The organism is Flavobacterium cupriresistens (assembly GCF_020911925.1).
GTDB lineage: Bacteria > Bacteroidota > Bacteroidia > Flavobacteriales > Flavobacteriaceae > Flavobacterium > Flavobacterium cupriresistens.
Genome location: NZ_CP087134.1, coordinates 4,828,404 through 4,842,395 on the forward strand (window position 1 = coordinate 4,828,404; position 13,992 = coordinate 4,842,395).

Here is a 13,992-nt window from a genome sequence, read left to right on the forward strand (position 1 = left end):
AAATACAGAACTATTGGTTAGCAACGTGATACGCAATCAATCCGTCGATTGGTCTTCTTAATACGTTACCTAGCTGAAGTTCATATTTATTAAATGTTTCCTGCAATTCGTCTTTTAAGTAAAAAGCTATTGAACCAACAAAGTGTACCGGCACTTCTTTACAGTTATCGAATTGTTTAATATAGTTTTTAACAAACGATTTCATTCCTTTAAAAATGATTTTTCTGCAAAACTCAGTGTCTTTATGTTTGATTAAGAACTTAGCAAAAGTCGCTAAATACGCGTTTGGATTAGGTTCTTTGTATAATTTATTTTTGATAAAATCAGGTTCCAAATTATATTCTTTTTCAAATTCAATCGCCAAATCTTTAGGCATTTTATTAAAATAATATTTCCTGATCAGTTCTTTTCCGAAAACATTTCCACTACAATCATCCATAGCAATATACCCTAGAGATTGTACTTTCTGATGCAATACTTTTCCATCAAAATAGCTGCAGTTAGAACCTGTTCCCAGAATACTTACAATAGCAGATTCTCCTTTTGGAGTAGTTGCATAAACCGCTGCATAGGTATCTTCGTGAACTTCAACAATTGCATTTTCAAAAAACTCACGAAAAATTCGCGATAATTCTGATTGCATTCTTTCCGTTCCACAACCTGCTCCATAGAAGAACAAATGTGTAGCATTTTTTTTGTTTTGCAAAATATCAAAACGATCGCTTATTCTGGCAATAACTTCCGGACCGTCAAGAATTTCAGGGTTTAACCCCAGGGTTTGTGTTGTGAATAATACTTTTCCATTATCATCAATTGCAATCCAATCGGCTTTAGTAGATCCACTATCAACTATTAATTTCATTTTATTTAGTTTTTGGATTAGTTTTTCTTCAAACAATTAAAAAAGTGTGCTTTCTACATTAATTAAAGAAATAACAATATAACAAAATCCCGTTACTTTGACATAACGGGATTTTGCAAAAATAGGATTTATTATTTTAAACCTGCAATATGCACAGATAAATCAATTAATTTACTAGAATATCCGTACTCATTATCGTACCAAGATACCAATTTGAAGAAGCTTGAATTCAAACCAATTCCGGCAGTAGCATCAACGATAGATGTTCTTGAATCAGAAATAAAATCCTGAGACACAACTGCATCTTCTGTATAACCTAAAATACCTTTCATAGTAGTTTCAGATGCTTTTTTCAAAACAGCCATAATTTCTTCGTAAGTAGTTTCTTTAGCTACTTTTACCGTTAAATCAACTACAGAAACGTCAGCCGTTGGAACACGGAAAGACATACCAGTTAATTTTCCGTTCAAAGAAGGAATTACTTTTCCTACTGCTTTTGCTGCACCGGTAGAAGAAGGGATGATATTTATTGAAGCTGCACGTCCACCTCTCCAGTCTTTTCTTGACGGACCATCTGCAGTCATTTGAGTTGAAGTTGTTGCATGAACCGTAGTCATTAAACCTTCAACAATTTCGAAATTATCGTGAATAACTTTAGCTAAGGGAGCTAAACAGTTCGTTGTACAAGATGCATTCGAAACAACTGTATCAGATGCTTTAGCCGTTTCGTGATTTACTCCCATTACAAACATTGGAGCATCTGCAGACGGAGCAGAAATGATTACTTTTTTAGCACCACCTGTAATATGTGCATTTGCTGTTTCAAGAGTTGTAAAGAAACCAGTACATTCTGCCACCACATCTACATCAACCTCATTCCATTTCAGGTTTGCTGGTTCTCTTTCGGCAGTAATACGGATATTTCTTCCGTTTACGTATAGTTTTCCTTCTTTTACTTCTACAGTTCCGTTGAAACGACCGTGAACTGAATCATATTTCAATAAATAAGCTAAATGATCTACATCTAATAAGTCATTGATTGCAACTACTTCTACATTATCTCTGTTGAAAGATTCTCTGAAAACGATTCTTCCAATACGTCCAAATCCGTTTATTCCTAATTTTACTTTTGACATTTTACTTAATTTTTGTTTTTTATTACGCTAATTTAAAGTCTAATTTCCTCACAATAAACTTCATTTCTTTCTCACTTATTTTTTTATGTCGACATGATATCAGACACTCTCAGTAACTCTCTATCAATTTCAGATTTCCCTTTAATTGCTTGTTCCAGAGGCGTCAAAGTAACCTTGTCATGTTGCAATCCAACCATGTAATTTGATTTTCCTTCGATTAAAGACTCCACCGCTTTTACTCCCAAGCGGCTTGCTAAAACCCTGTCGAAACAAGATGGAGAACCACCACGTTGCATATGTCCTAAAACGGATACTCTTACATCATATTCAGGTAAATTAGCTTCAACGTAATCTTTTAATTCGAATACGTTTTTACCAATTTTATCGCCTTCCGCAATAACTACTATACTGGATGATTTTCCTGAAGCTTTACTTTTTTGAAGAGAATCAAGTAGTCGCTCTAGACCTAAATCTTCTTCAGGAATAAGAATTTCCTCTGCACCGGCTCCAATTCCGGCATTAAGAGCAATATGACCTGCATCTCTACCCATAACCTCTACAAAAAACAATCGGTTATGTGAACTGGCAGTATCTCTAATTTTATCAATACAATCTACAACTGTATTTAAAGCCGTGTCGTACCCTAAAGTAAAACTGGTTCCAAAAATGTCATTATCAATCGTACCCGGAATTCCCATTACAGGAAAACCAAATTCTGTATTAAAAAGTAATGCTCCGGTAAAACTTCCATCGCCACCTATGACAACCAAAGCATCAACTCCGGATTTTACAAGATTTTCGTGTGCTTTTTTTCTGCCTTCCGGCGTTCTAAAATCCACAGAACGAGCCGACTTTAAGATCGTTCCTCCCTTGTTTACAATATTATTTACACTTCGAGGGCCCATTTCTTTGAAATCTCCTTCGATCATTCCTTGATACCCTCTATAAATTCCTATGCATTCTATATTATGATAAGCACATGTTCGAACAACTGATCGTATTGCGGCATTCATTCCTGGTGAGTCACCTCCTGAGGTTAGAACACCTACTTTTTTTATTGTTTTTGGCATTATTTAAGTATTAAAGTGTAAAATTAGCAAACATTCACCACTTTTCGGGTTATGATTGTAATAAATTAATAAAATATGTTAAATTCAAACGTTTTCGTTAATAAGTTTTTTGATATGAAAAAATTCATTAAAAATAATAAAAGTCTCTTTTTTTAATTAAATCTCTAAAATTAACAATACAATAATGAACTGTTACAAAACTGTCGATTTTAAGAAATAGCTTCAAAAAAGGTTTTATCTCTAATTTTAAGCATAAAAAAACCATTAAATGACGTGATGGTTTTCCATTTGTCAGGCTGAGCGAAGTCGAAGCCCTTATTAACTTAACCAGCCTTCGACTTCGCTCAGGGTGACAGTCGTACAAAAATCTCGCAAAGACGCAGAGTCGCAAAGTTAAAAAATCAGAATAGAAACTTGGCGACCTTGCGTCTTTGCGAGAAATAACCGTTTAAAAATCAACAATAAAACAAACCTCAAAAACTGCTAATTCTGATAATAGAGGCGATTTACACAAATTACTCCACAACTTCTAGACTTAATTTCCAACTTTTGAAACTGATCCTAAAAAAACTGCTTAACCCCTAAATTTAAGCATAAAAAAAACCATTACGCGACGTAATGGTTTTCTATAGGATATTTTTAACACAAACTTAAAAATCATCATTATCAGGTATTAGTCCCTGATTGTTATTATTTGTTGGCTGTGGTTTTTCTTCTTCTTTTTTATCCGATTTCTTTTTATTCTTATCGGCATCTTTTTTGTTTGAAAATTTCATGAAATCCGGATTTAAATACGAATCCTGTAAATCATCTGTATTGTTTTTTAAAGCTCTTTCTAATTTATGGCTTTTGAATATTTTATTGACCAATTCACTAAAAGTATCAAAATCGACTTCGTACGAAATACCGACTCCCTGGGTATAACCAATTCCTTGTCCTATATAATTGATGTCATTTTCTTTATTAAACAATCGCAGGTTCATCGTTCCATCTTCATTAACACGGTATAGAATTTCAATATCACCAACAATAGCCGATTCATTAACACCTCCAACCGGAACTCCAACCTTACCATTAATTGTAATTCTTTCGTTGACCTGAGACGTGATATTAGCCACAAACTGACCATCTGCCTCCTGCCCCAATCTCTTATCGGCAGAAATAAAATTCAAATCGATATTGAATTTATCATTATCTGATTTTATAATTCCACCCAACAAACTGGCAGCAGTTTCAGCAAATGTTCCCGACAAATCACTTTGATTAAATCCATCCGCACTCATAAACGAACCGGTCGACAACAGATACAATGCTTGTGTCTGACGTACATCTTTATCATCTAATTTGTATTGTATCTCCGATTTTAAAACACTGCTTACCGATGGGAATTGTATATCAAAATTAGGCTCCGGACTTGTTAAATCTCCCCTTAAACCAATGACTACTTCAACCGGTACTTTTTTATTAAAAGAAGAATTTTCCAGTAATACGGCAGGATTGGCAGACGTTCTATAAACGGCTTCCAAATTTAATTGGGCTTTTAGCGGGTTACCCTCCCAAATAATGGATCCTCCTTTTTTAACGGCGAATTTTTTATCGATTAAACCACCATATTTAAAATTATAGGTTCCTTCATACGCCTGGAAATCTCCCCACATATTAAATTTACCTAATGTATTAATCTTAAACAATAGCGATCCGTATCCTTTCCCTTTCATACCATGCCCTGAATTTCTGTCCAGGATTACCTCGACTTCGGCGTCGGGTGTGATATCAAAGTCAAACTCTAATTCAAGACCGCCGTAATTTTTTGTCTTTTCGGCTATCCCATTCTCCAGATTATATTTTTCTTGCGGGGTCACAAAGTGAATAAAACTGCTTTCGCCAACACTCTGCGCATTATTAATCGGAATCTTAACCTGTGTTCCTTTTTCTGATTTGGCAGCGACTTTTATAAACAAACTTTCTGTCGGACCTTTAATGCTTGCCGTACCATTAATAAAGGCCGTACCAAAATAGGCCGCATCCTCGCTATCTTTTGTATCAAGTGCCAGCAATCGCTTGGACGAAATGTTCAAATCTAATTTCCAATCACCAAAATTATGATGCTCAATGCTACCATTCAACAGTCCTTTGGTTTTGTATTTTGTATCTGTCAGCTGATTATTTCGAAACAAAAACTTCTCATCCGTTAAATCAATAACAGTACGATCACCCAACTCATAATCTGTATTGAGATACGGAATCGTCATACCGGCTTTTTCAACATATAACCTTCCATTGATTTCGGGTTTCTTCAGATTTCCGACAACCGCTGCATTTCCCGAGACCGTTCCTCTCACATTCGACAGAACTTCGCCGCCGACTGTTCCCAGAGTAGCCAGATTAAAACCTTCGAGTTTTAGATTCATGTCTAAAAAAGTTTCCTTATTCTCTACAGAAAAATTTCCGTCTGCTTTAAACGATTCTGTAAAACCATTTTGTATGGACGAATTTATCGTAAACTTTTTAAAACTTTCATCTCCTGCGATATCAAAATTCAAAGTTCCTAAATCAATTTTATTTAAATTAAGATGATCAATTACAATAGAGGCTGTGGGCTGATAGACATCTTTATTCTGCTTGTAATTAACACTTCCGTTCAGGTTACCGTTAAACACAAACTTCGAATTGAAAGGTGTTATTTTATTAATATCAACATCCTCAAAATTCAGCACTATATCTTTATAATCTTTCCCTTTTAAAACCCCATTTAAATCAATTTTCTGATCTTCGTGAGACAAAACAATATTATCGATCTTAAAGTTTTTAAATTCTTTGTCAAAAACAATCTGATTGTCTTTTTCCGCATCTTCATTTAAATACCACAAATAGTCTTTGAATTTCATCTCCGATTTATGAATCCCTACAACATTGTTCTTGTCTTTATCTATGGTATGATAGAGATTCATATTAAAATAATCCTCCCCTTTATCTCCCCCTTTAAACTCGGAACGAACAAACAGCGTATCATTTGCCGTAACATTAATCAAACTAAAATCACGTACTTTATAATAAGGTGTCTTAATACTGTCTAACTCTACATAGGCATTGTAAAGCTGATTTTTGTTATCGACATTGATTCTGATATTATCAAATGTATTTTTTGCCGCAGTAATCTTTTGAGAATTGAATTTAAATTTGAATTCATTTAAATCGGAATCAATTTTCCCACGTAAAACAGTTGAGGAATCAATTTCAATTTCAGGATACAACATTTCGACTACCTTATTATAGACATGCAAATTGAATCGCAAAAACTGTCCTTTTTTGACTTTATAAGGTTTGTAATTGGTATAAAGACTTCCCACAGAATTCATGACCAGTTTATCCAGTTCTTTAAACTGAAATTTACCCACGATTTCTCCATTAACAACATCCGACGAGTTGATGTTAATAGTTCGCAATCGGTCTTTATCAAAATTAGAATTTACCGTTATTTCATCAAAAACATAAGTCGATTTTGGATTTTTATATACCGCATCTTTGATATAAACATTCCCCTGAAGATTCTCAATAGAATTTCCCGTCAATTCGACAATAGCATCACCGGAAAAATGAGAAATGGAATCTTTTACAAATTTCAACTTTCGCAAATCGGCATTTTCAACATTGATATGAAAATCATATTTGCTTTCTCGTTTGCTTAAATCAACCAAACCGTCAAATGTCAGACTTACATTCGGATCATTAATAGAGACCTGTCCTTTATAATATGGCAATTTAAAATTACCGTTTACAACAATATTATTATAGGTGTACTTATTATAATCTAATTTAGCAATATCTCCCTTTACGATTGTATTGAGGTACTTCTCGGTAAAACCAACTCCGTCAACATCTAAATTTAATGTAGTTCTGCCAATATCTTTTCGCTGTAATAAAGTTCCAACATCAAAATTATCAAGTATAATATTTCCCGAATAAGAGGCTTTGTCAATAAAATCCATATTATTCATATGCAAATCGATTTGACCGTTTCCTAAATCGGTTGTCATTTTAAAATCAGTTTCCAAAGCCGTAGTCGAAACTTTAGCTTTCCCCACCATATTAAATCTGCCCAACCTCTGAATTTCTTTCGGAAGTTTGGTCCCTAAAACACCCGGAAGTAAAACAACCAGATCATTGTAACTCGAAAGCAGCTTATCAAATTTTCCATCCATAGAAAACTTTTGATTTTCGCTTCCGACAAGATTTCTGAAATTAATTGTTCCAACAATTCTTGAACCGTTGGTATCGCTAAGTCTTAAGCGTCTTAGATTCAAATTATTTAAGGTACCCTTTATTTTAGTTTTAATTTTAAAATGTTGGTTTTTACCCAGTCCATCATAAAAATAACGAATATCATTGGTCGCAATTGAAGCAGAATCCAGTGCGACATCAAACTTTACTTTATCTGTAAAATGCAAAAAGTCCTCTATCTTATAATTCAATATCGCCTGACCGTAAATAGAAGATCTTTTGGTTTTTATAGCCAGATTCTCGACCTTTATTTGCTTTTTGGTGTAACTAAATTTTCCGGCAAAATTAGAAACATACAAACCGCGATGATCCAAAAATGAAAACCGGTGAATCGTTGTATTTACATCAGGTCCATACAGTTTAAAATCACTTATGTAAGCGTTAAGCTTTTTAAAATCAAGAAATTTGGGTGTTTTTTTATTCTCGTCTATTACAGAAAAATTACCTCTGGAGATATAGGCATTTTTAGCGGTCAACAAAAAGTGTTTGGTCGATGTAGAAGGCTTGCCTGTCTCAAACAATTTAACAAACTTATTAATATTATTTTCGTCTTCGCCTTTGTACGTTTTCAGGTTAAAAATTAATCCCGTTAAACGCAGATCGCCAAAAATCAGATCGCCGTCGAGTACTCTTTTTATGCTTACAATATCTGTATTAATGAGATCCGAATAGATTAAAGTCTTATTGTGATGATCCAGAATAAGAACTTTTTTAAGTTTGACGCCTCCAAAAATATTGATTGCTACTTTTTCTACACTTATTTTAGTTTTAAAATCGGCGTTGAGCGATTCTGTAATATACTTTGCAATTTTTGTCTGAACGACAGGCAAAGACAGTGTTATAGCAAGAGCCAACAAAAGTAAAATTAACCCAATTAGGGTTCGTGATATTATTTTCTTTACTTTTCTGATAGCTCTATAATTTTAGTTTTCTTTTAATTTTATTTTGAACAGACAAAGGACGGCTGTTTTGATAAAATTTCTTTAATTTTGGCGTTTACTGCAATCAAAGAAATTTAGAAATTTGATTTGTCAAATATAATCCAAAATTCGTGCCTTTATATGCAAAATTCAGAGGTTTTTATTCTTGCCATCGAAAGTTCCTGCGATGATACTGCTGCTGCAGTTTTACATAACGATAAAGTACTCTCCAATGTTGTTGCCAATCAGCTAATTCACAATCAATATGGTGGTGTTGTTCCTGAGCTGGCCTCAAGAGCACATCAACAAAATATTGTTCCAGTAATTGACGCTGCGCTTCGCAAGGCAAATGTACAAAAAGAACAGTTAACCGCCATTGCATTTACCCAGGGACCTGGTCTAATGGGGTCTCTTTTGGTGGGAAGTTCTTTTAGCAAATCGTTATCACTTGCTTTACAAATTCCGCTAATCGCTGTAAATCACATGCATGCTCATATTTTAGCGCATTTTATAGACGAAGAAGGTTTTGATAAACCCGATTTTCCCTTCCTGGCTTTAACGATTAGTGGCGGACATACACAAATTGTAAAAGTAAACGGTTTCTTTGACATGGAAATCATTGGCGAAACCACAGACGACGCGGTGGGAGAAGCTTTTGACAAGAGCGCCAAAATCCTTGGCCTTCCTTATCCGGGTGGACCACTTATCGATAAATATGCCCAATTAGGCAACCCGAAAGCTTTTGCGTTTACAAAACCAAAAGTTCCGGGACTGGATTTTAGTTTCTCGGGATTAAAAACGGCCATTCTATACTTTATTCAGAAGAAAAAATTAGAAAATCCAAATTTCATTGAAGAAAATCTAAATGACATTTGTGCTTCTATACAATATACGATTATCGAAATTTTAATGGACAAATTAAAATTAGCCGTTAAAGAAACCGGAATCACACAAATCGCAATTGGTGGCGGTGTTTCGGCAAATTCAGGTATCAGAACCCGATTAAAAGAAAGTGAAGGCAAATATGGCTGGAAAACTTTTGTACCCAAATTTGAATACACCACAGATAATGCCGCAATGATTGGGATTGTAGGCTATCAAAAATATTTATCAAATCGTTTTGAAACTTCTGCTGTCGTTTCAAAAGCGCGAATTCAATTTTAATTATGCAATTATTTTACAATCCGAATATAGACGAAACTACAGAAAGCTTTTCTTTTGACAAAGAAGAAAGCCGACACATTATAAAAGTTTTGCGCAAACAAGATTCGGACATTTTACATGTTACAAACGGTGTCGGTCTTTTGTTTGAAACAGAAATTACCCTGGCTTCTGACAACAAATGTACGGTTCAGGTACTTTCTGTTAAAAAAGCGGATGAACCTAAATTTCATTTGCATTTGGCTGTAGCACCGACCAAAATGAATGACCGTTACGAATGGTTTTTAGAGAAAGCAACCGAAATTGGAATTCAGGAAATCACTCCTGTTTTTTGCGATCGTTCAGAGCGAAAAGCAATAAATCCGGAACGATTTGAAAAAATCATTCTTTCGGCAATGAAACAATCCAATGAAACTTTTTTACCAAAGTTAAATCCTGCCATTTCTTTTAAGGAATTCATTAAACAAAAAAAGGAAGGTTTACAACTGATCGCTCATTGCGAAGAAACGGATAAAAAATCACTCAAAGAAGTATTGCAACCCAACCAGAATGTAACTTTACTGATCGGGCCTGAAGGAGATTTTTCAGAAAAAGAAATTGCGTTGGCTTTAGAAAACGATTTTAAACCTGTTACTTTGGGCAATACCCGTTTGCGAACTGAAACAGCAGCAATTGTTGCCTGCCATAGTGTTGTTTTTTTTAATGAAAAATCATAAATAAATTTAGTTCTGTCCTTTCGACGAAGAAGAAATCATATCCAAATTATCACCAACTGTGTGTTTAGCCAGTGCGATTTCTTCTTCATCGAAACGACAAGAGTAATGCATGCTAAAGGGAAAATACCTGAATAATTTATACTTGTATGAAAAAAATACTCTACTTATTATTACTCGTTTCTGTTTCTTCTTTTTCTCAGGAAATTGCTTTATTAAAATACAGTGGTGGTGGCGATTGGTATGCAAACCCTACTTCGTTGCCCAATTTAATTCAGTTTTGCAATGCAAACATCAACACCCGAATAAAAGCAAAACCCTCTACGGTTGAACCGAGCAATCCTGATTTACTCTCCTACCCGTTTGTACATATGACGGGACACGGAAATGTGGTTTTCAGCGACAGCGATGTAAGCAATTTAAGAAATTATTTAACCGGTGGCGGTTTTCTTCATATTGATGATAATTTTGGAATGGATCAATACATTCGAAAAGAAATCAAAAAAATATTCCCCAACAATAATCTGATTGAACTTCCGGCTAATCATCCTATTTTTCAAAAGCCTTTTCCGTTTCCCAATGGACTTCCAAAAATTCATGAACATGACGGAACACGTGCGCAGGCTTTTGGAATTTTTATCGACAACAAATTAGTCCTGTTATATACCTATGAATGTGATTTGGGTGATGGATGGGAAGACCCCGAAGTACACAACGACCCTGCTGCCGTTAGAGACAAAGCTTTAAAAATGGGAGCAAACATTATCAATTATATTTTTACCAACTAATCCTTAAGAAGTGCAGCTAACTCACGAAGAAAATCAATTTGAAAGAAAAACGTTTCCGATAACCTTAGTGTGCGATCATATCTATTTTCAGCAGAATATTGGTTCTCTTTTTAGAATTTCAGAAGCTTTTGGAGTGGAAAACATTATCTTTTTAGGAAAGGACATCCCCCTGACACCCCGAAAAATAAACAAAACCTCCAGAAGTACACATCTTCATGTACCTCATAGTATAATTGAAAAAACAGACGATTTAATTCCTTATTTAATCGAAAACGACTTCGAAATTATTGCTTTGGAAATTGCCAGCAATAGTAAACCTCTTAGAGAAGTCCAAATTCCGGAAAACAAAAAAATTGCTCTTTTAATAGGCAGTGAAATTGATGGAATTTCAGACGAATTATTAAAAATAGCACATCAAATTGTTCACATCAACATGTTTGGGAACAACAGCAGTATGAATGTTGCACAAGCGGCGAGTATCGCTTTGTATGAATTTACTTCTTAATAATTTCGTTTTATTTTTGTAGGAACTACGCTATATAAGGGATTGTAAAATTCTTACATATTTTTTTGGTGTAAATATTTTTTTACAATATTTTTTTGTCATAAAGTTGCATTATTGTTTAACTAAAACCAATAATTATAACAAAAAACCCCTATTATTATGAAAAAAGTATTATTATCATCATTATTAGTTCTTTTGATGCTTTCTTGTCAAAATGATCAAACTGAGTCTTCAAAAGTAGAAACTGCTGCCCAGGATCGTCTGGCATGTTCCACACAAGAAGTATTAGAAGCACAACTAAAAGCTGATCCGACATTGGCTATCAGAATGAACGAAATCGAAGCCTTCACGGCTAAGCAAGCGCTTTCAAACCCAACTGGTCGTGCAATGGCAGGTCCTATTACCATTCATGTAGTCGTAAATGTACTATACAGAACCGCTGCAGAGAACATCTCAAATGCGCAAATTCAATCGCAAATCGATGTATTAAACAAAGATTTTAATGCGTTAAACTCTGACATAGGTAGTGTTCCGGCTCTTTTTGCGGGCGTAACAGCAAATGTAGGAATCACGTTTGTATTGGATCAGGTTATCAGAAAATCTACTACAAAAACTTCTTGGGGGACTAATGACGCTATGAAAAAAACAGCTCAAGGTGGTTTAAACCCAACTTCACCTACTACAAAACTTAATATCTGGTCTTGTCCAATTGGTGGTGGAATTCTTGGTTATGCACAATTTCCGGGAGGTTCAGCTGCAACTGACGGCGTAGTGCTTGATCCAAAAAACTTCGGATTATCGGGTGCAGCAAATGCTCCTTACAACTTAGGAAGAATTGGTACTCACGAAGTAGGTCACTGGGCAAATTTACGTCACATCTGGGGAGATACAACTTGCGGAAGCGACTTAGTAGCAGACACTCCTACTCACAATACTTCAAATAGCGGTGCACCGGCCTATCCACACTACAGCACTTGTGCAGGAACTCCTGTAGAAATGACGATGAACTACATGGATTATACTAATAACTACTCTATGTATATGTTCTCTAATGGACAAAAAAGCAGAATGCTTGCTATATTTGCTACTGGCGGTGTTAGAGCTGCGTATGCCCTATAAAATAACAAAAGAATTTAAAAAAAAAGCGAGATGTACGACATCTCGCTTTTTTTTTATCGGGTATGTTGTAATGAAAACACGGGACTTTCTAAAAATAATAAAATCACTTTCAAAAGAAGTCAAACGGATAAAAATTCAGCTCAAAATGTTAAAATTTACCATCCGATTATTCTTATAAATTGACTCGCTAACAAATGCATAATGAACGTTATAGAAATCAAAAATATCAATTTGTAAGAAATAACACCTTAAAAAAATTACGTTTTTTTTAGTAAGAACTAGACTATACAAGGGATTGTAAATTTCTCACAAAATATTTATTGTAAAATTTTTGTTACAATAAATATTTAGTTATAAAATTGCCATATTGTTTAACTAATCAACAATAATATAACAAAAACCCCTTTTATTATGAAAAAAGTTTTTTTATCTGCATTTACAGCACTTTTGCTGTTTTCATGTCAAAATGACCAAACAACTGAAGCTTCTAACCCGGAAGCTAGTGCGATTGCCCTTCGCGGATGTGCATCGCAAGACGTATTAACAGCTCAATTAAAAGCTGATCCAACTTTAGCGATCAGAATGAATCAAATTGAAGCTTTTACTACAGAACAACTTCTAAGTGGCCGTGTTGGCAAATTGGTAAACGGTAAAGTGCAAATTCCTGTTGTAGTAAATGTTTTATACAAAACTGCTGCAGAAAACATTTCTGATGCACAAATTCAATCTCAGATTGATGTCTTAAACAAAGATTTTAATGCTTTAAATTCAGACTACAATAGTGTACCAGCGCTATTTGCAGGTGTGAAAGCGAATGTAGGAATTTCGTTTGTTTTAGATAAAATTAACAGAAAATCTACAACAAAAACTTCTTGGGGAACTAATGATGCTATGAAAAAAACAGCTCAAGGTGGTTTAAATCCAACAACTCCAACAACAAAACTTAACTTATGGGCTTGTAAAATTGGTGGTGGAATCCTTGGATATGCACAATTTCCTGGAGGATCTTCTGCTACAGACGGTGTTGTAATCGATACAAAATATTTTGGATTATCCGGTTCTGGAAGTGCTCCTTACAATTTAGGAAGAACTGGTACTCACGAAGTAGGTCACTGGATGAATTTACGTCACATCTGGGGAGATGCAAATTGTGGAAGCGATTTAGTATCTGATACACCAACACACAATACAGCAAACTACGGAGTACCTGCTTACCCACACTTAAGCACTTGTTCTGGAACTCCTGTAGAAATGACAATGAACTACATGGACTATACTGACGATGCTGGTATGTACATGTTCTCTACTGGACAAAAAAACAGAATGGCTGCTATTTTTGTAACTGGCGGACCAAGAGCAGCTTTTGGTATCTAAACCAAAAATTGAAAAATATACTTAAAAGCGGGATGGTTTCATCCCGCTTTTTTTATGTTTCCT

10 protein-coding genes are annotated in these 13,992 nt (G+C 34.7%); 6 read left to right on the plus strand and 4 right to left on the minus strand.

What is annotated here, in order from left to right:
* Positions 1-10 precede the first annotated feature (10 nt).
* From LNP23_RS19270 to LNP23_RS19285, 4 genes are all read right to left on the minus strand, one after another.
* Entirely contained in the window at positions 11-862 is an 852-nt protein-coding gene (locus tag LNP23_RS19270; RefSeq protein WP_230002462.1) for an N-acetylglucosamine kinase, read from the minus strand.
* A 131-nt stretch (positions 863-993) separates the two neighbouring features.
* Positions 994-1,998 carry a type I glyceraldehyde-3-phosphate dehydrogenase gene (gene gap, locus LNP23_RS19275; RefSeq protein WP_047773388.1) on the minus strand — a complete coding sequence of 335 codons (1,005 nt, stop codon included), beginning with the start codon at positions 1,996-1,998 and terminating at the stop codon, positions 994-996.
* A gap of 83 nt (positions 1,999-2,081) precedes the next feature.
* Positions 2,082-3,068, minus strand: a complete 987-nt coding sequence (pfkA, locus tag LNP23_RS19280) for a 6-phosphofructokinase (RefSeq protein ID WP_047773389.1) — start codon at positions 3,066-3,068, stop codon at positions 2,082-2,084.
* A gap of 650 nt (positions 3,069-3,718) precedes the next feature.
* Positions 3,719-8,206, minus strand: coding sequence for a translocation/assembly module TamB domain-containing protein (locus tag LNP23_RS19285; RefSeq protein WP_230002463.1), 4,488 nt, complete (start codon positions 8,204-8,206; stop codon positions 3,719-3,721).
* A gap of 204 nt (positions 8,207-8,410) precedes the next feature.
* Between LNP23_RS19285 and tsaD the strand changes: the two genes are divergently transcribed.
* The 6 genes from tsaD to LNP23_RS19315 all read left to right on the plus strand — a co-directional run bounded on the left by tsaD (position 8,411) and on the right by LNP23_RS19315 (position 13,929).
* On the plus strand, positions 8,411-9,433 hold the full coding sequence (gene tsaD / locus LNP23_RS19290) for a tRNA (adenosine(37)-N6)-threonylcarbamoyltransferase complex transferase subunit TsaD (RefSeq protein ID WP_230002464.1): 1,023 nt from the start codon (positions 8,411-8,413) through the stop codon (positions 9,431-9,433).
* A 2-nt stretch (positions 9,434-9,435) separates the two neighbouring features.
* Positions 9,436-10,146: a 16S rRNA (uracil(1498)-N(3))-methyltransferase gene (locus LNP23_RS19295; protein ID WP_047773393.1), complete on the plus strand. Its 711-nt coding sequence runs from the start codon at positions 9,436-9,438 to the stop codon at positions 10,144-10,146.
* A gap of 146 nt (positions 10,147-10,292) precedes the next feature.
* Positions 10,293-10,931 carry a DUF4159 domain-containing protein gene (locus tag LNP23_RS19300; RefSeq protein WP_047773394.1) on the plus strand — a complete coding sequence of 213 codons (639 nt, stop codon included), beginning with the start codon at positions 10,293-10,295 and terminating at the stop codon, positions 10,929-10,931.
* Between the two features lie 10 nt (positions 10,932-10,941).
* A complete protein-coding gene (locus LNP23_RS19305; RefSeq protein ID WP_230002465.1) occupies positions 10,942-11,436 on the plus strand; it encodes a TrmH family RNA methyltransferase in 495 nt (164 codons plus the stop codon).
* A 159-nt stretch (positions 11,437-11,595) separates the two neighbouring features.
* A complete protein-coding gene (locus tag LNP23_RS19310) occupies positions 11,596-12,555 on the plus strand; it encodes a zinc metalloprotease (RefSeq protein WP_230002466.1) in 960 nt (319 codons plus the stop codon).
* Between the two features lie 411 nt (positions 12,556-12,966).
* Entirely contained in the window at positions 12,967-13,929 is a 963-nt protein-coding gene (locus LNP23_RS19315) for a zinc metalloprotease (protein ID WP_230002467.1), read from the plus strand.
* Positions 13,930-13,992 lie beyond the last annotated feature (63 nt).